The sequence below is a fragment of the Sphingomonas qilianensis genome (genome assembly GCF_039614825.1).
GTDB lineage: Bacteria > Pseudomonadota > Alphaproteobacteria > Sphingomonadales > Sphingomonadaceae > Sphingomonas > Sphingomonas qilianensis.
Genome location: NZ_JBDIMF010000001.1, coordinates 613505 through 638234 on the forward strand (window position 1 = coordinate 613505; position 24730 = coordinate 638234).

Consider the following 24730-nt stretch of genomic DNA (forward strand, 5'->3'; position numbering starts at 1 on the left):
GGCCCAGTGGACCCGGACCAAGTCCGGGGTGTCGGGGGCTTAATGGTTGCACATCGCAACCCACTAGCCAAATCCGGCCCCTGCCGATACGCATCGCACACACCGCCCGTAAGCAGGCACAGATGGAGCAGGACATGACCGACACGATCCCCACGCAGGCGAAACAGCTTTTCTCCACCGTCACCGACGACGGTCGGCTCGAGCTTGCGCTACGCACCGTGCCCGTCACAGCGCCCGGCGATGACGAGGTGCTGATCCGCGTCGACGCGGCGCCGATCAACCCCTCCGATCTCGGCGTGATGCTGACGGTCGCCGACAGCGACGCGTTCGAAGCGGGCGATAACGCCGCCTCGGCGGTCATTCCCGAGGCGATGCGCCGCCACGTCGCCGCGCGCCAAGGCATCTCGATCCCGATCGGCAATGAAGGCGCGGGGCTGGTCGTCGCAGCGGGCGCGTCGCCCGCCGCGCAGGCCTTGCTCGGCAAGACCGTCGCGCTGGCCGGGGGCGGCATGTACGCCACCTATCGCACTGCCAAGGCGGTCGCCTGCATGATCGTGCCCGAAGGCACCTCCGCCGAGGAAGGCGCCTCGTCGTTCGTCAATCCGCTGACCGCCTTGTCGATGATCGGCACGATGCGGCTGGATGGGTATAAGGCGCTGATCCACACCGCCGCCGCCTCCAATCTCGGGCAGATGCTGGTCAAGCTTTGCCTCGCCGAGGGCGTCGAACTGGTCAATATCGTGCGCAGCGCGGAGCAGGTGGCGTTGCTGCAGTCGCTCGGCGCCAAATATGTCGTCGATTCGTCGCAGCCCGATTTCATGAAGGCGCTGACCGAGGCGATCGCCGAGACGCAGGCGTTCCTCGCCTTCGATGCGATCGGCGGCGGGCGGCTGGCCGGGCAGATCCTGACCGCGATGGAAGCCGCCGCGCTGAAGACGCAGAAGGCCAATGGCCCTTATGGCTCCACGCAGTACAAGCAGGTGTATCTGTATGGCGGGCTCAACACCGCGCCGACCGAGCTCAACCGCGGCTTTGGCATGTCATGGGGTATCGGCGGTTATCTGCTGACCTATTTCCTCCAGCGCGTCGGCCAGGAAGAGACGACCAAGCTGCGCGACCGCGTGGCGCGCGAACTCAAAACGACGTTCGCCAGCGCCTATACCAGCCGCATCACGCTGCAACAGGCGATCGAACCGGCGACGATCGCGGCGTATAATCGGCGCGCGACGGGGGCGAAGTACCTGATCACGCCGCAGGGGTGAAGCTTGCTGCTCCCCTCCCTGCAAGGGAGGGGAGTGAAGGCTCACCCGTTCAGCATTGTGAACACTTCGTCATACGTGCCGCTGGCTTCCGCACGCCGCAGGAACTGCACGCGTTCCACGCCGTTTTCCGGGCCCGTCGGATGGGCCTTCAGAACGGAGACGGTCTCGGCGATATAGGCGTCCAGTGGCATCGATTGCGGGTTCTCGGCATGGCCGGGCATCAGATCGGTCGCCACCGCAGGCGGCGAAATTTCGATCACATCGATGTTCGTATCGCGCAATTGGTGGCGCAGCGACTGGCTGTAGGAATGGATCGCCGCCTTGGTCGCGCTATAGGTCGGCGTGGCGGTCAGCGGCACGAAGGCGAGCCCCGACGATACCATCATCACCGTGGCGCGCGGCTGCTGGCGCAGATGCGGCAGCAGCGCTGCGGTGAGCCGGATCGGGCCGAGCAGATTGGTGGTGATCATCCCCTCGGCCACGGCCAGATCGAACGGCTCGGCGAGCAGATCCTCCGCCACCATGACCCCGGCATTATTGATCACCACGTTGAGCGCGGGGTGCTCCGTCATCACCTGTGCGGCGAAAGCGGTGATCGCCTGCGCATCGCTGACGTCAAGGACGGCATAGGCCATGCCCGGATTAGCGGCGACGACCTCCTTGAGCAGGCCTTCGCGCCGGCCGGTGACAATGATCGTGTTGCCTTCCGCCTGCAGCGCTTCGGCCAAAGCGCGGCCGATGCCGGTGCCGCCGCCGGTGATGAGAATGGTATTGCCGCTGATGTTCATCGTTCGTGTCCTATCAGATCTGCCGCGTTGCTCGGGCAGTACGCGTGATATAGCGTGGCACTTACCCATCGAAAGTAGGCACCCAAAAGTTCAGTAGTTACCGCAGGGAAACCAATGACCGCCGTTGCATTCCAGAGCTATCCACAAGCCGATCCCCGGGTCGATGCGCTGGTGACTGATGTGATCGGGCGCGTGGCTGATAAATGGACGATGCTGGTGCTCGAAGTGCTGGTTGAGCATGGCGAAGTGCGCTTTACGCAACTCGGGCGGCTGACCGGCAAGATCAGCCAGAAGATGCTGACGCAGACGGTGCGCGCGATGGAACGCGACGGGCTGATCATCCGCACCGTCCATCCTGTCGTGCCGCCCAAGGTGGAATACCGCCTGACCGATCTCGGCTACACGCTCGCCGGGGCGTTTTGCGGCGTCTGGACCTGGGCCGAGGCCAATATCGAGCGGATCGAGGCGGCGCGCGCCGCCTTCGATGCACGCGTGCCCTGCTGAGCATTTGCTTGGCGCCCGGCGCCCTCTAAGAGAGCGACATGACCATTTCCCCGCTCGCCTCGCCCTTCCCCGTCCTGCCCGCGATCGCCGGCGTCACGCCACGGGTGGCGCGCGCGCACTACAAGAACTGGGATCGCTGCGACCTGACCTTCGTCACCTTCGCCGAGGGCACGACTGCCGCCGGCGTGCTGACGCAGAGCAAATGCCCCTCCCCCGAAGTGGAATGGTGCCGCAAGGCGCTGATCCTCGGCAATGCCCGCGCATTGGTCGTGAATGCGGGCAATTCGAACGCCTTTACCGGCGCGCGCGGGCGCACCGCGGTCGAGGCGATTGCCGCGCGCACCGCGCAGACATTGGGCTGCCAGCCCTCCGACGTGTATGTCGCCTCGACCGGCGTGATCGGCGTACCGCTGCCGATCGACAAGGCTGAGGCGGGGCTCGATGCCGCGTTCGTCGCCGACGTGTGCAGCTGGCAGGACGCGACCGACACGATCGGCACCACCGACACGTTCCCCAAGGCCGCGACCACCAGCGCGATCGTGGATGGCAAGACGGTCAATCTGGTCGGCATCATCAAGGGTTCGGGGATGATCGCACCCGACATGGCGACGATGCTCGGCTTCATCTTCACCGACGCGGCGGTGGATGGCGCTTTCCTGCAAGGGTGTCTGGCGGCGGCCAACGAGAAGACCTTCTCGTGCATCACGGTGGATAGCGACACCTCGACCAGCGACACCGTGCTGGCCTTCGCCACCGGGCGCGCGGGCAATGCGCCGCTGACCTCGTCGGACGATGACGGCGCCGATGCGTTTGCCGCCGCGCTCGCCGATCTGTGCCGCCAGCTCGCGCATCTCGTCGTGCGTGATGGCGAGGGCGCGACCAAGTTCATCCGCATCGATGTGGAGGGCGCGGAAAGCGACCGCAGCGCGCACCGCATCGCCATGTCGGTGGCCAATTCGCCGCTGGTAAAGACCGCGATCGCCGGCGAGGACGCCAATTGGGGACGCGTGGTGATGGCGGTGGGCAAGGCGGGCGAACCGGCCGAACGCGACCAGCTGGCGATCCGCTTCGGCACCACGCAGGTGGCCGAGGGCGGGCTGGCGGTGGCGGGCTATGACGAGGCGCCGGTGGCGGCGCATCTCAAGGGGAGCGACGTGGAAATCGGCGTCGACCTCGGGCTGGGTGAAGGCCGCGCGACGGTGTGGACGTGCGATCTGACGCACGGGTATATCTCGATCAACGCGGATTATCGCAGCTGATCTCGCGGAGCGTCACCCTGGCGAACGCTGGGGTCTCCATGGGGCGAGCGCCGCGCCCGCCCCACAAATATCCCAGCTTCCGCTGGGATGACGCGGAAACTTACGCCAGCTCGCCCTCGAGCCACGCCTTCAACCGGCCCTTGGGCTCCGCGCCGACCTTGGTCGCCGCCGGCACGCCGGCTTTGAACAGGATCATCGTCGGGATGCCGCGCACACCGTAACGGCCCGGCGCATCGGGATTCTCGTCGATATTGAGCTTGGCGATCGTCACCTGCTCGCCCAGCTCTTCCGAAATCTCTTCCAGGCTCGGCCCGATCATCTTGCACGGGCCGCACCATTCCGCCCAGAAATCGACCAGCACCGGGCCATCGGCCTTGACCACGTCATTGTCCCAGCTGCCGTCGGTGATCTTCTTGGTCGCCATGTCGAATTCTCCTTAAGTTAACCGCAATCTAGGGACGCGGGGGACGGTCCTCAAGCGCGCGAGGCCAAGCTTTGCTCCCGTCACGCAAAGCCGGGCTTGTGCCGGGCAAGCAAATCGGCCGGCAAATCGAACAGCGCCGGCCCTGCTGTGTAGAGCAACGCCGCCTCGATCGCGCGATCGGGGAAGATGACGCCGAGCGCCTCAACATAGGCCGCCATCTGCCGCACATGATAGGGCGGCAGCTCGGCGAGCGATGCGGGGGCGTGCCGCCCGGTCTTGAAATCGACCACGCGGACCAGATCATCGGTAACCAGCAAACGATCGACCGTGCCGGACACCACGACGCCGTCGCCGACCACCGCCGCGATCGGCGCCTCGGCCAGCGCGTCCGCGCCGAACAACGCGGCGTGCGCCGGAGCATCCAGCACCGCGAGCACGGTTGCCACGATCTCCGCGCGCAGCGGGGCGTCGGCGACGCCGCCCGCGCCGGCCAGCCAGCGGGCGCCCGCCGCCGCCCGCGCTTCCGGTGCCACTGCCGGCAACCGCTCGAACAGAGCATGGATCAGCCGCCCGCGCTCCGCCGCCAGCCGCATGGCGGGCGACGGCGGCGGATCAGCGACCTCGTCCTCGCCCAGCGACGACGGTGCCAGCGGCCGCGGCGGCTTCGCCTCGATCGGTGCAGCCTCACGTGCCCAGTCCGGCACCGCGCCCGGCCCAGCGTCGGGCGCTCCCGATGCCGCACGCAACGGCACCGCTTTCTGCACCTCGCGCCCGCCGAACGCGCGCGCTTCCTCCGATGCCGTCACGCCCAGCGCCCCAAACGCGCGATCGGCGGCGGAGTACCAGCTCTGCTCGGGCGGCACGCCCCGGGCCATCGGGCCGAGCGCGCCGGCGACCACCAGCCGCTCCTCGGCGCGCGTCGCGGCGACATAGAATAGCCGCCAATGCTCCTCCAGCTCGCGCGCCGCCGCCGTCTCGATCACGTCGACCAGCGGCCCGCCAATCTCTTCCTTGCGCGGGCGGAAAATGGGGATCGCCTCGCCGCCTTCGGGCGTCCATTTCAGCACGCGGGACGGCGTCCGCGTCGGGTCCGCCGTGGCGTCGGCGAGGATCACCAGCGGCGCCTGCAAGCCCTTCGCGCCATGCGCCGTCATCACGCGCACGGCATCCAGGGGCGCGGACGGATCGCGCACGATCTCGACATCGCCGCGATCGAACCAGTCGAGGAAGCGCTGCAGCGACGGCGTCGATTGCGTCTCGAAATCCAGGGCGGCGTTGAGCAACTCCTCGATCGGATCGCGCGCTTCCTGCCCCAGCCGGCGCAGCATCTTGGCCCGCCCGCCCAAGGGCCCGGTGAGCAATTCCTCGAGAAAGCGATACGGCGTGGCGATATCCGCGCGCGCCAGCATCGCGCGTAATGGGGCCAGTCGTTCGGGCGGCTGCGTCTTGCCGAGATGCGCCCACAGGCTCCCCGAGCCACGCGGCGCGGCGTGCATCAGCTCGTCCTGCGTCCAGCCGATCAGCGGCGAGACGAGCAACGACGCCAGCGACAGGTCATCCCCCGGCTGCAGCACGAAGCGGATCGCGGCGAGCAGATCCTGCACGCTGAGCGGCGCATTGAGCTTGAGCCGATCCACCCCCGCCACCGGCACGCCCTCGGCATAGAGCCGCGCGACGATCAGCGAGGCGAGCTCACCGCGGCGCTTCACCAGGATCATCACATCCTCGGGGCGCAGCGCACGCCCCTTGCTCTCCAGCATCAGCGGCGTCGGGCCATACAGCCAATCGCGGATCTGCCGCGCGATCTGCCGCGCCAGCGCGCGCGTCGCATCGGGCACCCAGCCTTCGGCATCCTCGTCCGATCCGCCCGTCACCACCGGCGGCCACAGCTCCACTGCGCCCGGGCCCGGCACCTCGCTGGCGTGCACGTCGACCGCCGCAGCGCCCATCGCCGGCGCGCCGATCGCGGCGATCGCGGCATCGACGAATTCGAGCACCGGGCGGGTCGAGCGGAACGACTGGGTCAGCGACAATTGCGCCATGGGCAGTCCGCGATCTTCCGGCGAGGTATCCTCGTCGCCCAGCGCCTCTTCCGCGCGCCGGCTGAAATACAGCTCGGCCGCCTCGAAATTGCGCGGATCGGTGCCCTGAAAGCCGAAGATGGCCTGCTTTTGATCCCCCACAGTAAACAGCGTGCGCGTCTTGGGCGCATGGATACCCTGCCCCGAAAAGAACTCGTCGGAGAGCGCGCGGACGATGCGCCATTGATGCGCGTTGGTATCCTGCGCTTCGTCGATCAGCACATGTTCGGTCACCTGATCGAGCTTGTAGCGGATCCACTCGCCCATACCGGGCTGGTCGAACAGATCGACCGTCGCGCGGATCAGATCGTCGAAATCCACCGCGCCGACGCGGCGCTTGGCCATGGCATAATCCGCGGCATAGATCCGCCCGACGCTCAGCGCATCGGCGAGCAGATCGGCATAAGCCGCGCGGGTGCGCATCGACAGCAGTTCCGCACAGGTCGCGTGAAGGCCGCCGGCCAGCTCGGCATAATCCGGATGCTGCGGTGCCTGGCCCTTGCCGAACGATCGCACATCGCCATCCGCCTTGGCCCAGATGCGGTGCAACTCGTGCAGCGTCGCCGCGCGTTCCGCGGGCGTGCGCTCGAGCCAGGCGGAGACGAGCGCGGCGCGTTCCTTGCCGCTTTTGGTGGCCCAGGAGGCATTGTGCCCGCCGACCGCATCGAGCGATTCATGATCGAACACGTCATCGTGGCAGGCGCTGCCGATCTCCGCCTCGATATCGCCCAGTGGCAGATCCATCGCCTGGCGCAGATACGGCCCGATCTCGCTCGGCAGCATGGCCATCGCCTCTGGCGCGCGGGCGCAAGCGCGCAGGAAATTCTCCGCCTCGCCTTCGCCCAATCGCAGGCTGAGCGCTCCGACGATCTCGATCTCGCGCGGCTTGGCGGCAACCAGCATTTCGGCCAGCGCCTCCCGCGCCAGCAAAGATTCCTCGCGCGCCTCCAGCGGCCGGAAGCCGGGCACCAGCCCCGCCTCGATCGGGAACGCCGCGAGCAGCCCCTGGCAGAAGCCGTGGATCGTCTGGATGCGGATGCCCCCGCCCGGCGCATCGAGCACCTTTGCGAACAGCGTGCGCGCGAAGGCGACCTGCGCGGGATCGAGATGATCCTCGCCCAGCGCGAACAGATCCTTTTTCAGCTCGGGCTCGGGCATGCGCACCCACGCCGCCAGCCGCGCGCTGATTCGCCCCGCCATTTCCGCCGCGCCCGCCTTGGTGAAGGTCAGGCACAGGATCGCGCCGGGATCGGTGCCGCGCAGCAGCAGCCGGAACACGCGCGCGGCGAGCACCTGCGTCTTGCCCGTGCCGGCCGAGGCGGAAAGCCACACATGGCTGTCCGGCGCGCTGGCGCGGGCCTGATTGTCCTTGAGGATCGGCAGGCCGCCTTTGTGCTGGGCGGACATCAAGTGGCTCGTATCGGAAGACGGTTTGCTCGCGCGGAGTCGCGAAGGCGCGGAGGTGTTGCGCGTGGGGCAGTTGACGCCCCACCCCCACCCGTCACCCCGGACTTGTTCCGGGGTCTGCTGTGCGGCTTTCGATGCGTGACGTGACGAGCTTCCGCGATTGCGGCACGGCGGACCCCGGAACAAGTCCGGGGTGACGAACGATCAGACGCCAGCGCATTGCACGCAGCGCGTAACCCAGACGCACCCCCTCCGCGCCTCCGCGCCTCCGCGCGAAAAGCATCAACCCTCACGGCCATACCATTCATCCAGCCGCATCAACTGATCATATTCCGCATAGGGCGCGAACTCGGGATGCAGCTTGGCCTCGAACGGCGCATCCCCGGTCAGCCAGGTGCGCACCGCCTCGGCAAAGTGATGCGCCGCGGTCTGCGTAAACTCGGCGGTCGGGATGCGATCGCGCTTGCCCTCGGGATCGACCGGCGTGGTGACATAGCCAAAGCCATCCCCCTTGCGCCCCAGCGACCAATATTCGAACGCCGTCGCCGTGCCCTTGATGCCCTCATAACCGCCATATTCGGCGATCAGCCCGAGCAATCCCAATTGCAGGCTGAACCCGGCACGGAGCGCCGCTGCCGAGGGCGGCTGCCCGGTTTTGTAATCGATCACCCCCAGCCCGCCATCTGGCATGCGATCGATGCGATCGAACTTGCCGGTCAGCGTGACGCCGGCGATCTGCATCTTGCCCTCCTGCTCCACCGCCAGCACGCTGCGCCCGACCTCGGCACCCTCGATGATCTTCGCCGAAATCCAGTCGATCGCCTCCATCAGCCGCGGCTGCCACAAGGCGCGCATCATCGGATGCGTGCGCTCATCCTCCAGCATGGTCAGCGCGCGTTCGCGCAACGCGGCGGGATCGCACTGGTCCTCGCGCGCCCACGCCTCCAGCACGTCATGCACCGCCGTCCCGCGCCATGCCGCGCTGGGATCGGCATCGACCGGATCGAGCGACGCCAGCCGCAGGATGCGCTTGGCATAGAAGGCGTAGGGATCGGCCTTGAGCCGATCGACATCGGTCACCGCGATGCGCGTCGGGCGCAGTTCGGCGGCGGGCGACGGCTTGGGATGCGCAACGGGCTCGTGCACGCCGGGATCATCCAGCGCGCGCGTCCAGCCCTCCAGCGCGCGCGCGCGCTCGAACCGCTCGCCCGCCAGCGCCTGCAGTCGCAGCCAGAAGCGCGAGGCGATCGCCGGCGATTTGGCATCGCGGCGCGCGCGCGTGAGCAACGCCGCCGGCGCGCCCAGCGCGCCCGCCAGATCATGCGCCGAAATGCCGACGCGGCGCTCCAGCCCCGGCAGGCCAAGCTCGCTGCGAATGCGCGGCGCAAGCCACGGATCGGGCGCGGGCTGGCCGGGCCAGGTGCCTTCGTTCAGGCCGCCGAGGATCATTACGTCGGCGGTCTGCAGGCGCGCTTCGATCAGCCCGTAAATGGCCAGCCGCGGATGCCCGCCCTGCGCCGGCCGCACCGCAACCTCGTCCATCAGCGTCTTGAGCAGGGGCGCGAGGCTGTCGGGGTCGACTGTCGCGGGGCCGCTCGCCGCTTGTACTTCCAGTTCCGCCAGCAGTTCCGCCGCCGCGCGCCCCGCCGGCCCGCCCCATAAGGCATCGCCGCATAACGCCTGCGCGGTCTCGCGCAACGCCGCGATCATCGCTGGTAACGGCTGTGCGCCGCCATCGAACACGGCTTCGATCGGGGCGAGCAGCGCGCGCGCCTCCGGCCACCAGGCGGCGGCTTCGGCGCGCCTGACGTCGGTGCGCCGCGACGGTCCCGCGCGGTCAAGCCCCTCCCCTTCAGGGGAGGGGTTGGGGTGGGGGCTCTCCGGGAACCCACCGCTAAGCGTTTGCGGCACGCCCCCACCCCCAACCCCTCCCCTAAAGGGGAGGGGGGCCTTTAGATGCGCATCCACACCCGCCAGCCCCGCCGCCGGCCTTGGGCCCCGCAGCACACGATCCAGCGCGCGCGCGCCATCCAGCCAGGCGATCCGGCCCTCGCCCGCGCGCACCAGCGGATGTTTGAGCAGCGCCAGCAAGGCCAGCGGGGCAAAGCGCTGCACCGCCGCCTCGGCCAGCGCGGTCAGCAGCGTGCCGCTGGGCAGGATGGAGAGCGGCCGCCCCGCGGTATCGTCGATCTCCACGCCCCAGCGCTGCATATGCGCCGCCACGCGCCGCGCAAGCCCGCGATCGGGCGTCACCAGTGCGGCCGTCCGCCCCTCGCTCTCCAGCGCCTCGCGCAACGCCAACGCGATCGCCTGCGCCTCTTCGCCCGGCGTCGCCAGTTCCGCCGCAGCGATGCCCGTCAAACGTCGCTGATCCGCCTCAAGACCGGTCCATTTACCGGTGAATTCCGCCGGTGCCAGCGCATTGGCCACGGCGCGGCCGCGCGCGATCGTCGCGTCATGCCCGCCGCCCTCGCGCCACACGGCAAACTCTGCGCGATTGACGCTCATCCGCTCGAGCAGCAGCTTGAGATGGAATTGCGGGTGCGTCTCGATCGAGCGCTTGCGCCGCCCCGTCACCGGATCGGGCGCATGCGGCCCGAGCGCCAGCCACTCGGCCTCGTCCATCCCGGTCGCCAGATCGGCCAGCACCACCAGCCCCTCAGGCAGTTCGGAGACGCAGCGCAGCAGGCGCGCCACCGCCGGCGCGCTATCGGTGATCCCAGCCGCGCAGGCGAACCCGGCGGGGGGCGTCGCCTTCCACCGTGCGGTCAGCCGATCGAGCAGCAGCGCACGCCTGGTCGCCAGATCGATGCGCTTGAGCCGCTCCAGCTCCCCCGGCCAGCGATCGAGCACGATGCCGAACAGCGCCAGCGACTTCTGCCAATGGTTAGACAGTTCTTCGGTCAGTTCCAGTTCGCGCAGCCGCGCCGGGCGCACTTCCTCGACCAGCAGCTGATCCAGCGTACGCGCCAGTTCGCCCGCCAGCCGCACCGCTTCCGCCGCATCGACCGGCTGCCCGGCCTTGGCGCGCTCCTCCGATACCAGCCGCGCCAGGATCATGCGGCGCTGCAACGGCGCTACCGCCGGCAGCACCGGATCGGCGTCATCCGCCGGATCGATCGCCGCGCCCGCCGCCTCGTCCAGTTCGGGATCGCCGATCGCCACCAATCGCGGCAGCAGCAGCCCGCCATCGCTCGCCCGCACGAACGCATCAGTCACCGCGCGTTTGGCGCGATTGTTGGGCAGCAGCACAAGGCCCCGCGCCAGCCGCATGCGGTCCCCCCCGGCGCGGCGGATCAGCCCGGCGGCCAGCGCATCGGCGAACGCGCGGTGCGCCGGGATCGTGTAGAGCGCGGGCTTGCCCGGCTCAGCCATCCGCCATCATCATTTCGGCATAGGGGATGGCCTGCGGCGTGCCGACATCGAACCACAAGCCCTGATGCACCAGGCCGTAAGCGCGCCCCGCGGCGATCGCGCGCTCCCAGAAGACCATCGTCGAGAACGGCCCCTCGGGCCATTCCCGGATCACTCGCGGCGACAGGATCTGCACCCCGGTATAGACGAACGGCGCGACCCGCCCCGGCTGCCGCCGCCCGGTGATCCGCCCGTCCGGCGCGAGGCGGAAATCGCCCTGCCCGTTATGGCAATGCGCGCGCGCGAGCGGCACCATCAGCAGCAGCGCGTCCATCCTGTCATCGTTCCATGCCGCGCCCAGCGCCCGAATCGCATCGGTCGGCCCGTCGATCCACAGATTGTCCGAATTGACCACGATGAACGGCGCGTCGCCGATCAGCGCGCGCGCCTGCACGATCCCGCCGCCTGTCTCCATCAGCGCCGCCCGCTCGTCCGACACGACCAGATCGAGACCCTTCACGCGGTGCGCCAGATGCGCCTCGAGCGCGTCCGCCAGATAATGCACGTTGACCACGGCGCGCTTCACGCCCGCCGCGCGCAACCGATCGAAGGCATGATCGATCAGCGCCTTGCCGCCCACCTCGACCAGCGGCTTGGGCCGCGTCGCGGTCAGCGGGCGCATGCGCTTGCCCAGCCCCGCCGCCATCACCATCGCCGTTTCGGGCACCGCCCCGCCCGGATCGGGCCGGATCGCCAGCATGTTCATGGCATCAGCACCATCGGATCGCCGCGCCTGTCGGCAGGAATATTGGCGTCGAACCAGGCTTTGACCGGGGCCAGCGCCGGATGCGCCAGATCGCGTTCGAGATAGGCCCATACGCGCGGGCACAGCGCGGCGTAGCGCGGCTTGCCGTCGCGCCGCCACAGCCGCGTGAAGATGCCGACGATCTTGGCGTTCCGCTGCGCGCCGAGCACGTGATAAGCGGCGTCGAAATCGTCGCCCTCGCCGGTGAGGCGGCGATAGCGCGCGAGCATCGCCGCCTCCAGCGCCGGATCGACATCACGCCTGGCATCCTGCAGCAGCGAGACGAGATCATAAGCCGGGTGCCCGGCCAGCGCGTCCTGGAAATCGAGCAGCCCGAGCTTCTTGTCGCTGCCAATCAGCATCAGATTTTCGGCATGATAATCGCGCAGCACGGTAACCTTCGGCCCGGCCAGCGCGACATCGAACACCGCATCCCACGCCGCGTCATAACCTGTCTGGTAGGGCGTGATGCCGATCGCCGGGCAATACCATTCGGTCAGCAGATTGGCCTCGCGGTGCAGCACGGCGGCGTCGTACGGCGGCACCTCGCCCACGGCATGATCGCGCAGCCGAATCAGCACATCGATCGCCGTTTCGTACAGCCCCAGCGCGCGATCCGGGGCGGCGTCCACCGTCTCGCGCATGCGAACATCGCCGAAATCGTCGATCAGCACCAATCCTTGCGTCAAATCGACCGCATGGATCGCCGGCGCCGCAAAACCGCGCTGCACCAGCCACTCGGCTATCGCGATGAACGGGCGGGGATTTTCCTCGGGCGGCGGCGCATCCATCAGAATTGCGCTGCGCGCGCCGTCGCTCGCACGAAAATAGCGCCGGAACGAGGCATCGCCGGCCACCGGCGAGATCACCGCCCCGCCCCAGCCGTGTGCCTTCAGAAAATCGGCTGCACCAGCCGGCGGGTTCATATCTGCTGCCATCTGGCCTTCCATGCCGCCGGCACCTCGGCTGTCAAGCCGCGCGTCCCATCGGGCAGGATCTGCAGCGTCAGCGCAAGCGCCTCGGGCCAGTGATCCGGCGCCCGCTCCGGCCATTCAACGACCAACACGGAATCATACGCCGCCTCGTCCAGCCCCAGCTCCTCCAGCTCGTCTGGATCATCGATCCGGTACAGATCGATATGCAGCACCGGCAGCCGCACTTCAGGGGGGGCGTAAGGCTGCACGATGGCGAAGCTCGGGCTCGGCGCCTCGCCGGCCAGTCCAAGCGCTGCGAGCAAACCGCGCGCGATGCTCGTTTTCCCGGCGCCCAGCGGCCCGGCCAGCGTGATGACGTCGCTGGGCAGGACGACATCAGCCAACCGGCGGCCGAATGCCTCCGTCGCCTGGGCCTCGCGCAAGATGATCACCGTCGCGGCATCTCGACGGTGATCAGCATCCCCTGCCCCGGCTCCGATTCAAGCTTGATCGTCCCGCCGTGCGCCTCGACGAACTGCTTGGCCAGCGGCAGATCGAGCCCCAGCGCGCGCTCACCGTCACGGCAGGCATCGGGCTCGGCAAAGCGATCGAACGCGCGCGCCACTGCCGCCGCGCCCATGCCGCTGCCATTGTCCGAAACGAGAATGCGCGCGATCGCTGCCGTGCCGTCGGTATGCAGCAGCACGCGCCCGCCTGCGGCCGTGCCCGCCAGCGCATGTTTGAGCAGATGTGCGATGATCTGGTGAAGCCGATCGCCATCGCCCATGACCAGACCGGTAGAGGGCAGGATTTCCACACCGAAATCAACCCCCTTGCGCTGCATGGCCGCGGTCGCGGCGGCGGCGGCGGTGCGCGCCACGCGCACCAGATCGACTTCGCTTCGGTCGAGTTTGGTCGTTTGGCCATCGTTCTGCGTCAGATCGAGCACATCGTCGACAAGCATGCCAAGCCGATCGACCGATTCCAAAATCGCCGCGACATAGCCGCCGGCCTCCTCGCTGAGCGTACCGGCATAGCCTTCGCGCAGCATTTCGGCGAAGCCGCTGATCGAGGTCAGCGGCGTGCGCAATTCATAGCTCATATTGGCGACAAACGCCGTCTTGACCGCGTCGGCGGCTTCCAGCGCCTCGTTGCGATCGCGCAGCGCGCGCTCGATCCGCCGGCTGTCCGAGATATCGAGCATCGTGAACAGGCCATTGCCATCGGGCAGCGGCACCGCGGCAAATTCGAAATGCCGCCCATCGGCAAAGTCGACCCGCCCGGCGCGTTGCTCACGATCCACCGTGGCCGCGCGCACCAGATCACCGATCATCACAGCATGCGTCGGATTGGCGAGCTTGTCCGCCGCCGCCTGCGCCAGCGCATCGACGCGCGGATGTTTTGACAGGAACTCCTCGTCCAGCCCCCATAGCGCCCTGAACTTGTTGTTCCAGATCTGCAGCCGCCCGTCCGCCGCGAACACGCCCAGCGCTTCATACAGATTGTCGAACGTGGCGGTGCGGACGCGTAGCAGCGTATCGCGCGCGCTGGCCAGCTGCACCTGTTCGGTGCGATCCTCGAAAATCAGCAACAGCCCGCCATCGGGCAACGGCTGCGCCACCACGCGCAGATGCACGCCGCCGGGCAAATGCCAATTCTCCTCGATCGCGCCTTCGGTGGCGCGAAACCAGTCGCGCCGCTCCGCCTTCCAGCCGGGAAAATCGCGCACTTCGGGCAACCGGTTGGCCTCGCGCATCCGTTCCAGCACGCGATCGAATTCGGGGCGATCGGACAGCCATTCCTTGCGCATCGCGAACAGCCGGCGGAACGGCTGATTGCAAAAGATCAGCGTCCGATCGCTGCCGAATTGCACCACCCCGGCGGACAAGCGATCGAGCATCGCGCGCTGCGCCGCGCCAAAGCGCCGCATCCCGCCGCGCGCCTGTTCGAGATCTTCGATATCCACGGCAAAGCCCGCCACCCCGCCGGTTGCGAGGGGCACATCATGTACCTGCAGCATGCGCCGGGTGCCGCGGATCGTTGCCGGCATCGCCTGCATCTGGGGGCGATCATTATCGCGCGCGCGCACCGCATTGGCGAGCGGCCCGCCACGGCCCGATCCCTCGACCAGTTCCAGCCCGCGGCGCACGACATCCGCCGCATTGCTGCCTTCCACCGCCGCGACATAAGCCGAATTGACCATCGCCAGCCGCAGATCGGGGCCGCGATACCACATCGGCAGCGGCGCCGCCTCGATCAGCCCGGTCAGCGCATCGAACGCGGTAGTCGCAGCGGCATTTTCTTCGACCAAGCGGGCGATCTCGGCCCCGCTGTCGGTGGCGTCGAACACCCATAAAACGACCCCGCCAGGCGCTTGCAGGTCGCGCGGCGCGCGCGTGCCATGAACCATCAGTGACCGGGTCGATCCCTGCACGCTCAGCGGGCGCGAAAACGGCCGTCCGGCTTTCTGCGCGCCCACGATATCGTCGCTTAACAGGGCGAGATCCTCCGCCGTCAGCCCGCTCATATCGCTGTGCAGATCGGCGAGGTAGCGCGGCACCGGTGATAGCCCGAACCAATCCGCCAGCCGCTCGGGCAGCTCAATCCGTCCATCGGTGCGGACCACCATGGCCAGCGCCGGAGAGGATGACAGCAATGCCGCCAGCCGCGCATTGGACTGTGCCGTCCCGCGCGCCGCGCGCCGCGCGCGCAGCCCGAAATACAGCATCCCACCCGCGCTGGCGATCAGCACGGCAAGCACGACGCCGGCCAGCACGGGCGGCAAATCACCGGTCACAATGTGCCATCGCGCAGAGGAGGACGGGAAAGACAGGCTGGCGACATGCGCCTCTCTTATGCCAGCACCTGCCCACGGGGGAAGCGGTGATCGTGCACGGCGGACCGACGCGGCACGCGCGCGCTTGGTAAATCACTGACGCCGTCGCGCGCCCGCACCGCGCACCGGCGACCTCTTGGACCAGCACCGCTGAACGCCGCCGTCACAGCGTACCATACCAATAATACACATCATTCAAGTTCCATCGGCGGGACAGCCGCCATGATCTTGGCCAGACCATGCCCGATGCCGCTCCTACATCGTGGCGCTCACGGCCTGCCTGCCTCAGCACAAAGCCCGCATTTTGTCAGGCGGATCGGGCAAGCAGCAAAAAAAGGGGCGGGTTCGACCATGTCGAACCCGCCCGATCGTGCGCTCAGCCTAAGGGTAAGCTCAAAGCTTAACGGTGGCCCCCACGTACATGAAGCGCCCGACATTGTCGTAAATGGCATCGTCGCCATTGCCGAGCAGACCGTAGGGGGGCTTCTTGTCGGTCAGGTTGTCGACACCGCCGTAGAACGTGAAGCGTTTGTCGACGTCCACCGACGCGCGCAGCGCGTGATAGACTACCGACGGGTAGTAGACGCGATCGGCATAATAGGGATCGAGTGCCGGGACACCATTGGTGTCGTGCTGCGATTCCCAATCGGTGATCGACTGACGCCCGATATAGCGCAGCTGATAACCGAGCGTGACGGGCCCGTGCGTGTAATCGGCCGAAGCGTTGAAGCTGTAGACCGGATCACCCAATTCACCCTTTACGCGCTCCTTCTGCGTCGGGTTGTCGAGGTACGGGTAATCCGTACGATCGCGCACCCAGGTGCCGATGAAGCGCAGCGCCAATTTGTCCTCGCCGAACACGCGACGATTGTACGACACATCGACGTCGACGCCCTTGGCGCGCAGCGCGGCAAAATTGACCGTGCTCTGCAGCAGCGCGCTCTGCGCGAATTCGCCATTGGCCTGGCGCGGGTTGATCAGGCCGCAGAACTGATTGTCCAGCGATGCTGCGTCGTAGCAGGCATCGAGGATCGTCTGCGCGCCCACCGCGGCAATCACGTTGCTGATTTTGATGTCGTAATAATCGGCCGTGATCGCCAGTCCGGGCAGGAAGGACGGCTGGAAGACGACACCATAGGTCCAGCTACGCGAGGTCTCGGCATCCAGATTAGGATTGCCGCCCGAGAGGAACTCGGTGCTGCCGCCGCGTGCCGCATTGTTGATGAAGCCCGCCGGGACACCGGCTGCCGCGCAATTCGCCGCCCGGGTGGAACGGCCCGTGCCGATGAAATTCACATCGCACGGATCGTCCAGCAGATCGAAGTTCTGCGAGGCCGACGAATAGAGATCGCTCAGCGTTGGCGCGCGCACGGCCTTGGCATAGCTCACGCGGAACTTGATGTCGCGCACCGGCGCATAGAGCGCACCGGCGTTCCACGTCCACACCGTGCCCGCCGAGCCCTTATAGTCGGCGACGCGCACCGCCGCGTTGGCCGAAAGCTCCTCGGCAAAGCGCATGTTCTTGAGCAACGGCAAGTTGATCTCGCCATATGCTTCCTTCACCGCGAAGGACGGCGGATTAAAATCGGGAATGGCGTTGAGGAATGTCGCGCCCGATTTGACCAGATCGTCATACGAATAGGAGGCGGTCTCACGACGATATTCACCGCCGAGCGCGAACTGCACGGGGCCACCCGGGAGCTCGAACAGCTGCGAGCTGTCGCCCACGACGTTGGCGGTCACGTCGAATTCGGTCGCCTTGCCGGTGCGGCGCGAGTTGGTGTTGATATAGTTCAGCGCCGCCTGGCTCGGCGCACCATCGCCCAGCACGTTGAGCGGCACGCAGTTCGGATCGGTCACCGCGGTCTGGTTGATGCGGCACACGATCTGGCCTGCGGGGTTCCGCACGGCATCCACCGCATTGTAGAAATTCTGGTTGATGCGGTTGTTGAAGAAGGTCGAACGCGTCCGGAATTCACCGTAATTGACCGAAACGTCATATTTCCAGTCGGTATTGAACGTGCCCTCGACGCCACCGACGATGCGGTAGGTGTCGCGACGGTCATATTCGTCGCGCGTGCCGAAATCGTTGTTGTTGCGGTTCAGACGGAAGAAGTCTGCGCCGGCCGGCAGCAGCGAGCGGATCGTCGCTGCGTCGCCGGGCTGCAGATAAGCGTTATCGAACGCCACCGGGATGCCGATTGATTGACGGCTGAACCCGCCGGCTGCGGCGCGGCGGCCGATCACGTTGCCCTCGTCATCGGTCACCGCGACGGTGCCTTGCTCACCACCCTGGGCAAACGTCGGCGTGCCCTGGTTGAAGCTCTCGACGCGCACGAACTTCGCCTCGATGAACGGCTTGAACGCGTCCGACACATCGAAATGACCAAGCAGATTGGCGACGTAGCGCTTCAGCGACGGCTGCAGCGTGCCGCGATCGTTGAGGATGCCGCCATCGCCGCCATTATTGTTGTTCGAACCGGCCGGGCGGAAATCGGTGCCGTAATTATACTCGTACAATGCGCCGTTCGGATTGAAGCCGAACACGCGCGGGTAGCCGTTGGCAAGGCACCCTGCCGCAACCGAAGCCGCATCGCACGCGCCGATGCCTGCCCCGTTATAGGCAATGAAGTTGCCGCCATTGTCGTAACCAAAGCTGCGGACGTTGTTCAGCAAGGTCCGGTTCGGGATCGTGTTGTCGAGCGCCGGGCTGTCGACGAGCTGAAACTGTTTGCGGCCGGTATAGGCGCCGGTCAGCTCCGGACGGTCCGAATAGGTGACCAGATTCGACTGGTTATATTCCAGGTTCAGCGCGATGTTGCCGCGGCCATCGGCGAAGTTCTTGCCGTAGGTGCCGCTGAGGCGATACGTGCCGTGATCGCCCTTGTCGCTGATCCCGCTCTGCGCATTGAGCGACAGACCCTCGAAATTGCGCTTGAGCACGAAATTGACGACGCCTGCCATCGCGTCCGAGCCGTACACGGCCGACTGCCCGCCGGTGACGATATCCACGCGGTCAATCAGATCGGTCGGGATGGTGTTGGTATCGACCAGGAAATCACCCTCGGACGAGGTGATGTGGCGACGGCCATTGACCAGCACCAGCGTGCGCGTGACGCCCAGGCCGCGCAGATCGAGAAAGTTGAGCCCCGACGTGCCAATAAACTGCGTCGAATTCGCCTGGCTGTAGGACGAGCGAAGCGACGGGAGGTCGTTGAGCACGTCACCGACGGTGATCCCGCCGGTGCGCGTCAGATCGGCGAGGCGGATCGTCGTCACCGGTGCTGCGGAATCCAGACCCGGCCGCGCGATGCGCGATCCCGTCACGACGATATCCGCGCCCGCGTCGGTCGATTGAGCAGTGGTTTCAGCGATGGCGCCCGTCGGGCCCGCTGCGCCGATTGCAGCGTCTTGCGGGGATCCAACCGCAGGCTGGCTCGCGTCGACTGGGGTGGTCGTCTGGGCCGATGCGGGCAACGCCGCGATGATGAAGGCAGCAGTAGAAGCAGTAAGAAAAAGTCCGGACTTGCGGACGGTCGATACGACCATAACGGTTCTAACCCTTTGATTACACGAGCATCAAGCTCAACGGGCGGCCCCGATGCGCCGTCACATGGGTGTCACACAACCCCGAATGATCAATTGATTTCAAATGTTGCAACGCAGCAACACTGCTGCGCAACGGGCGCACAAAAAAGCCGTGCCATCCCCCTCTCGAGGGCTGACACGGCTTCTGCGGCCGCCAAAGACGAACGTTACTTAATAACGATAATGATCCGGCTTGAACGGGCCTTCGACCGGCACGCCGATATAGCCCGCCTGCTTCTCGGTCAGCTGCGACAGCTTAACACCGAGCTTGGCAAGATGCAGCGACGCGACCTTCTCGTCGAGATGCTTCGGCAGCACGTAGACTTCGTTCTTGTACTTCTCACCCGCGGTCCACAACTCGATCTGCGCCAGCGTCTGGTTGGTGAAGCTCGCCGACATCACGAACGAGGGATGGCCGGTCGCGCAGCCCAGATTGACCAAACGACCCTTGGCGAGAATGATGATCTGCTTGCCGTCCGGGAACTTCACCAGATCGGTGCCCGGCTTCACTTCGGTCCACTCATAGTTGCTGAGCGCAGCGATCTGAATTTCCGAATCGAAGTGACCGATGTTGCACACGATCGACATCGGCTTCATCGCCTTCATGTGATCGGCGGTGATCACATCGGCATTGCCCGTCGCGGTGCAGAAGATGTCGGCGCGGGTCACGGCCTCTTCCATCGTCACGACTTCGAAGCCCTCCATCGCCGCCTGCAGCGCGCAGATCGGATCGACTTCGGTGACCATCACGCGTGCGCCGCCATTGCGCAGCGACTGCGCCGAGCCCTTGCCGACGTCACCGAACCCGGCGACGACCGCGACCTTGCCGGCCAGCATCACGTCGGTGGCGCGACGGATCGCGTCGACCAGCGACTCTTTGCAACCGTAGAGATTGTCGAACTTCGACTTGGTGACCGAGTCGTTGACGTTGATCGCCGGGAACGGCAGCTCGCCCTTCTTCGCGATCTCGTACAGGCGGTGGACGCCGGTGGTGGTCTCTTCCGACACGCCCTTCAGGTTCTTGACCGTCTCGGTCAGATAGCCCGGATACTTGGCCACGAACGCCTTGAGCGCGCGCTGGAATTCGACTTCCTCGTCATTCTCCGGCTCGCCCAGCGTGTGGCCGGCCTCGAGCTTGGCGCCCCACAGCGCGAACATCGTCGCGTCGCCGCCGTCATCGAGGATGATGTTGGCGGTGGTGCCGTCGGTGTCAGCACCCCAGTTGAAAATGTCGCCGACATAATCCCAATAATCGGCCAGGCTCTCGCCCTTGATCGCGAACACGGGCACGCCGGTGGCGGCGATCGCGGCGGCAGCGTGATCCTGCGTCGAGAAGATGTTGCACGTCGCCCAGCGGACGTCGGCGCCGAGCGCGGTGAGCGTCTCGATCAGCACCGCGGTCTGGATCGTCATGTGCAGCGACCCCGTGATGCGCGCGCCCTTCAGCGGCTGCGACGGGCCGAATTCCTCGCGCAAGCTCATCAGGCCGGGCATTTCCGTCTCGGCGATGTTGATCTCGGCGCGGCCGAAATCGGCCAGGCTGATGTCGGCGACGACATAATCTTTGGTATCAAGTACGGGGGCGGTGGCCACGGGGCGTCTCCAGATCGTTGGATCGATCAAGACGGTCAGCGCCGATCGACATGGCCGCGCCATAGCCGCGACGGCGCCCCAAATCAAATATAAAGATATCCTTATATGTTTGCTCAGGCGGTTCCGGCCCCGCTCGTCAGCAGCCGTGTATCTACACCTGCTTCAGCAAAGCTGCGGGTCCAGCGCGCCTCAGCCGGCGTATCGTACAGCAGGTCCAGCGCGCCCGGCGTGGTGAACCAGCCGGGGCGCGTGAGTTCTTCGTCGAGCTGCCCGCCGCCCCAGCCGGCATAGCCCAAGGCGACCACGAAGCGGCTCGGCCCGGTGCCCGCCGCGATCGCCCGCAGCACGTCGATCGTGCTCGACAACGCCCAGCGGCCAGCGACGTCGATCGTGTCCTGCCCGCCCCAATCGGTCGAGTGGATGACAAAGCCCCGCCGTGGCTCGATCGGACCGCCGAGATGCACCGGCGCATCGGGCGCGACCCCCGGGTCGATGGCGAATTGCTCGAGCAAGGTATGCAGCCCGAGCCCCGGGAGGAGCTCGCCGAGGCCGATGCCGATCGCGCCTTCGGCGTCATGCGCGCAGACCGCGATCACCGCGCGTTCAAAGCGTGGGTCGCCGATGCCCGGCATGGCGAGCAGAAACTGCCCGGTGAGATACGTCGCGCTATCCATAATTTCCCTAATGTACAGTGCGCGGGTTTGCGCCGCCATGCTTGAAATCAGTGCGCTGCCGTACGAGGTACAGCGTGCCGCGCAGGTGCGGCGACCAGGAGAGAATTCATGACGATCAGCGTCGGCGACCGCATTCCCAGCACCACCCTCACCAAGGTGACCGACGGCGGCCCCGATCAGGTCAGTTCGGACGATTTCTTCAAGGGCCGCACGGTCGCGCTGGTCGCAGTGCCAGGCGCTTTTACCCCGACCTGCTCGGCACGGCACTTGCCGGGCTTTGTCGACCATGCGGCAGCGATCAAGGCCAAGGGCGTCGACGAGATCGCGTTCACCTCAGTCAACGATGCGTTCGTGATGGGTGCATGGCGCAAGAGCGCGGATGCCGATGGCATCACCATGCTGGCCGATGGCAATGGCGATTTTGCCGAAGCGGTGGGGCTGACCATGGACGGCTCGAAGTTCGGCATGGGCACGCGCAGCCAGCGTTATTCGATGCTGGTCAAAGACGGCGTCGTCGCGCAGCTCAATGTCGAGGCACCGGGGGAGTTCAACGTGTCTTCGGCCGAACACCTGCTGAGCGAAATCTGACGCTAGCCAATCCGTTCCGCGCGCGCGGCCAGTGGCATCAGCGGCGCGGAACGCCGCGGCCCCGGTTGCGTTAGTGTAACGATCTTTAACCCATGAGGAGCGACCCATGAGCGATACCGCAGAAAACAGCAGCAAAGGCACCACCGGCGCCACTGACGAAAAGACGATCTACGATCAGGCGCAGGAAGCCGTGACCGCAGCGATCGAGAGCGCGACCAAGTCGGTCACTGCCGCATTCGAAACCGCGCTCGACGCGGCCAAGGAAAATCCCAAGACGGCAGCGGCGATTGCGGCTGGCGCAGCAGCGGCGGTGGCCGGCGCAGCGTTCGGGGTGAGCAAGCTGCTCGAGGACAGCAAGCCCGCCGCGTCCAAGAATTCCGGCACGAAAAGCGCGAGCGCCAAGAAGAACTAAACTTCTCCGGGCCCCTCCCCTTGCAAGGGAGGGGCTTTCGCGTTCCGCCACCGTCTTGCCAGCTTAACAATCCTGCCTTAGCCCCGGCAGATGACAACCGCCTCCGACATCGTCGCCCAACTCGACACCCTGTACCGCGCCTCGGTTAAGCGTCTGCAAGCCGCGCTTACTGCCTATATCGCCGATGGCACCACGCCCGATCCGGCATCGCGCCGCGATGGCAGCTTCGCTTATCCAGAGATCCGCCTCAGTTATCGCGGCGGCAGCGATCGCCCCGCGCCGATGCGCTCCTTCGGCCGTCTGGTCACCGAAGGCGAGTACCGCATCAGCGTTACCAAACCCGCCATTTTCGCCGATTATCTGACCGAACAGCTGACGCTGCTGATGGAGGATTACGACGTCGAGGTGCAGGCCGTCGCCGGGCGCCAGGAAATCCCTTTCCCCTATGTCATCGATCCCGGCCACGCGCTGAGCCTCGACGAGATCTCCGCCGCCGATCTGGCCCGCTTCTTCCCCGCCACAGAACTTGCGCATATCGGCGACGAGATCGCCGATGGGCTGTGGGTCGCCAGCGACGATACGCGCCCGCTGGCGCTGTTCGATGGGCTGCGCACCGATTTCAGCCTTGCCCGCCTGCGCCATTATATGGGCACGCCCGCCGAGCACACGCAGCGCTTCATCCTGTTCACCAACTATCATCGCTATGTCGATGAATTCGTCCGCTGGGGCGCGAGCCAGCTCGCCCCCGCCGCGGACGGCACGCCGAGCCGCTTCACCGGCCTGTCCGGCGCGGGCGGGATCATGATCCGGCATGGCGACGATGCCGACAAGATCGTCAGCGACAGCGCGTGGCGGCGGCACCAGATGCCTGCTTATCATTTGATGGCGGACGACCGCACCGGCATCACGCTCGTCAATATCGGCGTCGGCCCGTCCAACGCCAAGACGATCACCGATCACCTGGCCGTGCTGCGCCCCGAGGCCTGGCTGATGATCGGCCATTGCGGCGGGCTGCGTCCGAGCCAGCGGATCGGCGACTACGTGCTCGCGCACGCCTATCTGCGCGACGATCACGTGCTGGATGACGTGCTGCCACCCGAAATCCCCGTGCCGGCGATCGCCGAAGTGCAGGTGGCGATGGCGCGCGCGGCGGAGACGATATCGGGGCAGTCGGGCGAAGAGCTCAAGCGCCGCCTGCGCACCGGCACGATCGTCACCACCGATGATCGCAACTGGGAATTGCGCTATTCGAAATCGGCGCTGCGCTTCTCGCTCAGCCGTGCGGTCGGCATCGATATGGAAAGCGCGACGATCGCCGCGCAGGGCTATCGCTTCCGCGTGCCCTACGGCACGCTCCTGTGCGTGTCGGACAAGCCGCTGCACGGGGAATTGAAGCTCCCCGGCCAGGCCAACCGCTTTTACGAGCGCGCGATCAACGAACATATGCGTATCGGCATCGAAACCTGCGAGGAACTGCGCCGCGAAGGCGCCAAGCTTCACAGCCGCAAGCTGCGCGCGTTCAACGAGCCGCCGTTCAGGTAACGTCAGGGTAGCGCCGTTCCAGGGGGCGGGGCCAGCCCGACGCGGCGCGCAACTTTGCCTTGCGCTACGGAAACCCTTACGCGTTGATGCGTTACGCTTGCTCAACGATCTCAGGGAGTCCCTCCGCGATGGCCACGCCACCCAAAGACCCGACCGACACGCCCCCAACGCCACCCCTGCCCCCCGCGCCGCGCAAGCCGGCGACGCCACGCAAGGCCGCCGCTCCTCGCAAATCCGCGCGCAAGACCGCCGCAAGCTCGGCGCCGGCAGCCAAGACCGCAACCAAACCCCCGCGCAAGGCGACCGTTGCCGCCAGCCCCGTGTCCAAGCCGGCGACGTCGCCGAAGCCTGCCAAGGCGCCCAAGCCAAAAATCGCGACCGCCAAGCCCGCTGCGCGCCGCGCCGCGGCAACGCCTAAGGCCGCCAGCACGAACACCGGCACCAGCAAATGGGGCATTGCCGCCGTCATCGGCGGCGTCGGCGCGGCGCTTACCGCAGGCTTGCTCGCGCTGCGCGGCAGCACGCCCGTGCCAGTCGCACCGCAAGACCCAATCGACCCCAAGGGGGGGCACAAGGCGCATCAGGCCGACGGCACCGACTCCTCGGCGTCGTTCGAAGCCGGCATCGCCGACGAAGGCACGATCCCCGAATGATCCCGCCCGCCATCCCCGCCCTGCGGCGGGGATGGCGGCGAGGCCG

Annotated in this window: 18 protein-coding genes; 7 read left to right on the top strand and 11 right to left on the bottom strand. The window is 66.7% G+C overall.

Translation table 11 applies throughout. From position 1 onward, the window contains the following. Positions 1 to 134: 134 nt before the first annotated feature. On the top strand, positions 135 to 1262 hold the full coding sequence (locus tag ABC969_RS03000; protein ID WP_345862861.1) for a zinc-binding dehydrogenase: 1128 nt from the start codon (positions 135 to 137) through the stop codon (positions 1260 to 1262). Between the two features lie 41 nt (positions 1263 to 1303). Here the strand turns inward: ABC969_RS03000 and ABC969_RS03005 are convergent, their stop codons facing one another. Beyond that, entirely contained in the window at positions 1304 to 2050 is a 747-nt protein-coding gene (locus ABC969_RS03005) for an SDR family oxidoreductase (RefSeq protein ID WP_345862863.1), read from the bottom strand. Between the two features lie 114 nt (positions 2051 to 2164). On the opposite strand from ABC969_RS03005, the gene ABC969_RS03010 reads away from it, so the two are divergent. Together ABC969_RS03010 and argJ are read left to right on the top strand one after the other, a co-directional pair. Then, positions 2165 to 2554, top strand: coding sequence for a winged helix-turn-helix transcriptional regulator (locus ABC969_RS03010; RefSeq protein ID WP_345862865.1), 390 nt, complete (start codon positions 2165 to 2167; stop codon positions 2552 to 2554). A 38-nt stretch (positions 2555 to 2592) separates the two neighbouring features. Further along, entirely contained in the window at positions 2593 to 3813 is a 1221-nt protein-coding gene (argJ, locus tag ABC969_RS03015) for a bifunctional glutamate N-acetyltransferase/amino-acid acetyltransferase ArgJ (protein WP_345862867.1), read from the top strand. Positions 3814 to 3913: 100 nt separating this feature from the next. Here argJ and trxA read toward each other — a convergent pair whose 3' ends face one another. The 10 genes from trxA to ABC969_RS03065 form a co-directional block, all read right to left on the bottom strand. Then, positions 3914 to 4237, bottom strand: coding sequence for a thioredoxin TrxA (trxA, locus tag ABC969_RS03020; protein WP_345862868.1), 324 nt, complete (start codon positions 4235 to 4237; stop codon positions 3914 to 3916). 80 nt (positions 4238 to 4317) lie between these two features. Beyond that, positions 4318 to 7725, bottom strand: coding sequence for a double-strand break repair helicase AddA (addA, locus tag ABC969_RS03025; protein WP_345862870.1), 3408 nt, complete (start codon positions 7723 to 7725; stop codon positions 4318 to 4320). A gap of 282 nt (positions 7726 to 8007) precedes the next feature. Next, positions 8008 to 11100: a double-strand break repair protein AddB gene (gene addB, locus ABC969_RS03030; RefSeq protein WP_345862872.1), complete on the bottom strand. Its 3093-nt coding sequence runs from the start codon at positions 11098 to 11100 to the stop codon at positions 8008 to 8010. Further along, entirely contained in the window at positions 11093 to 11845 is a 753-nt protein-coding gene (locus tag ABC969_RS03035) for a nucleotidyltransferase family protein (protein WP_345862874.1), read from the bottom strand. The genes addB and ABC969_RS03035 overlap by 8 nt, the downstream gene beginning before the upstream one ends. Further along, positions 11842 to 12810 (bottom strand): aminoglycoside phosphotransferase family protein, encoded by a 969-nt coding sequence (locus tag ABC969_RS03040; RefSeq protein ID WP_345863797.1) that lies wholly within the window; start codon positions 12808 to 12810, stop codon positions 11842 to 11844. Before ABC969_RS03040 ends, ABC969_RS03035 begins: the two co-directional genes overlap by 4 nt. Further along, positions 12807 to 13247: a tRNA (adenosine(37)-N6)-threonylcarbamoyltransferase complex ATPase subunit type 1 TsaE gene (gene tsaE, locus ABC969_RS03045; protein ID WP_345863798.1), complete on the bottom strand. Its 441-nt coding sequence runs from the start codon at positions 13245 to 13247 to the stop codon at positions 12807 to 12809. Before tsaE ends, ABC969_RS03040 begins: the two co-directional genes overlap by 4 nt. Beyond that, a complete protein-coding gene (locus tag ABC969_RS03050; RefSeq protein WP_345863799.1) occupies positions 13247 to 15526 on the bottom strand; it encodes a sensor histidine kinase in 2280 nt (759 codons plus the stop codon). The genes tsaE and ABC969_RS03050 overlap by 1 nt, the downstream gene beginning before the upstream one ends. Before the next feature lie 501 nt (positions 15527 to 16027). After that, complete coding sequence (locus ABC969_RS03055; protein ID WP_345862875.1) at positions 16028 to 18961, bottom strand: TonB-dependent receptor domain-containing protein; 2934 nt, start codon at positions 18959 to 18961, stop codon at positions 16028 to 16030. A gap of 432 nt (positions 18962 to 19393) precedes the next feature. Then, positions 19394 to 20815: an adenosylhomocysteinase gene (ahcY, locus tag ABC969_RS03060; protein WP_345862876.1), complete on the bottom strand. Its 1422-nt coding sequence runs from the start codon at positions 20813 to 20815 to the stop codon at positions 19394 to 19396. A 113-nt stretch (positions 20816 to 20928) separates the two neighbouring features. Continuing rightward, positions 20929 to 21489: a YqgE/AlgH family protein gene (locus ABC969_RS03065; RefSeq protein WP_345862877.1), complete on the bottom strand. Its 561-nt coding sequence runs from the start codon at positions 21487 to 21489 to the stop codon at positions 20929 to 20931. Positions 21490 to 21597: 108 nt separating this feature from the next. On the opposite strand from ABC969_RS03065, the gene ABC969_RS03070 reads away from it, so the two are divergent. From ABC969_RS03070 to ABC969_RS03085, 4 genes are all read left to right on the top strand, one after another. Next, positions 21598 to 22077, top strand: a complete 480-nt coding sequence (locus ABC969_RS03070) for a peroxiredoxin (RefSeq protein ID WP_345862878.1) — start codon at positions 21598 to 21600, stop codon at positions 22075 to 22077. Between the two features lie 106 nt (positions 22078 to 22183). Further along, entirely contained in the window at positions 22184 to 22489 is a 306-nt protein-coding gene (locus tag ABC969_RS03075) for a hypothetical protein (protein ID WP_345862880.1), read from the top strand. Between the two features lie 90 nt (positions 22490 to 22579). Continuing rightward, entirely contained in the window at positions 22580 to 24031 is a 1452-nt protein-coding gene (locus tag ABC969_RS03080; protein ID WP_345862881.1) for an AMP nucleosidase, read from the top strand. A gap of 128 nt (positions 24032 to 24159) precedes the next feature. Next, positions 24160 to 24684 carry a hypothetical protein gene (locus ABC969_RS03085; RefSeq protein ID WP_345862882.1) on the top strand — a complete coding sequence of 175 codons (525 nt, stop codon included), beginning with the start codon at positions 24160 to 24162 and terminating at the stop codon, positions 24682 to 24684. The last annotated feature ends 46 nt before the right edge of the window (positions 24685 to 24730 follow it).

What these genes read in the sequence shown, in the direction of transcription:
- ABC969_RS03000 (WP_345862861.1), top strand. Translation starts at nt 135, where the DNA reads ATGACCGACACGATCCCCACGCAGGCGAAACAGCTTTTCTCCACCGTC.
- ABC969_RS03005 (WP_345862863.1), bottom strand. Translation starts at nt 2,050, where the DNA reads ATGAACATCAGCGGCAATACCATTCTCATCACCGGCGGCGGCACCGGC.
- ABC969_RS03010 (WP_345862865.1), top strand. Translation starts at nt 2,165, where the DNA reads ATGACCGCCGTTGCATTCCAGAGCTATCCACAAGCCGATCCCCGGGTC.
- argJ (WP_345862867.1), top strand. Translation starts at nt 2,593, where the DNA reads ATGACCATTTCCCCGCTCGCCTCGCCCTTCCCCGTCCTGCCCGCGATC.
- trxA (WP_345862868.1), bottom strand. Translation starts at nt 4,237, where the DNA reads ATGGCGACCAAGAAGATCACCGACGGCAGCTGGGACAATGACGTGGTC.
- addA (WP_345862870.1), bottom strand. Translation starts at nt 7,725, where the DNA reads ATGTCCGCCCAGCACAAAGGCGGCCTGCCGATCCTCAAGGACAATCAG.
- addB (WP_345862872.1), bottom strand. Translation starts at nt 11,100, where the DNA reads ATGGCTGAGCCGGGCAAGCCCGCGCTCTACACGATCCCGGCGCACCGC.
- ABC969_RS03035 (WP_345862874.1), bottom strand. Translation starts at nt 11,845, where the DNA reads ATGAACATGCTGGCGATCCGGCCCGATCCGGGCGGGGCGGTGCCCGAA.
- ABC969_RS03040 (WP_345863797.1), bottom strand. Translation starts at nt 12,810, where the DNA reads ATGAACCCGCCGGCTGGTGCAGCCGATTTTCTGAAGGCACACGGCTGG.
- ABC969_RS03050 (WP_345863799.1), bottom strand. Translation starts at nt 15,526, where the DNA reads ATGCTGTATTTCGGGCTGCGCGCGCGGCGCGCGGCGCGCGGGACGGCA.
- ABC969_RS03065 (WP_345862877.1), bottom strand. Translation starts at nt 21,489, where the DNA reads ATGGATAGCGCGACGTATCTCACCGGGCAGTTTCTGCTCGCCATGCCG.
- ABC969_RS03070 (WP_345862878.1), top strand. Translation starts at nt 21,598, where the DNA reads ATGACGATCAGCGTCGGCGACCGCATTCCCAGCACCACCCTCACCAAG.
- ABC969_RS03075 (WP_345862880.1), top strand. Translation starts at nt 22,184, where the DNA reads ATGAGCGATACCGCAGAAAACAGCAGCAAAGGCACCACCGGCGCCACT.
- ABC969_RS03080 (WP_345862881.1), top strand. Translation starts at nt 22,580, where the DNA reads ATGACAACCGCCTCCGACATCGTCGCCCAACTCGACACCCTGTACCGC.
- ABC969_RS03085 (WP_345862882.1), top strand. Translation starts at nt 24,160, where the DNA reads ATGGCCACGCCACCCAAAGACCCGACCGACACGCCCCCAACGCCACCC.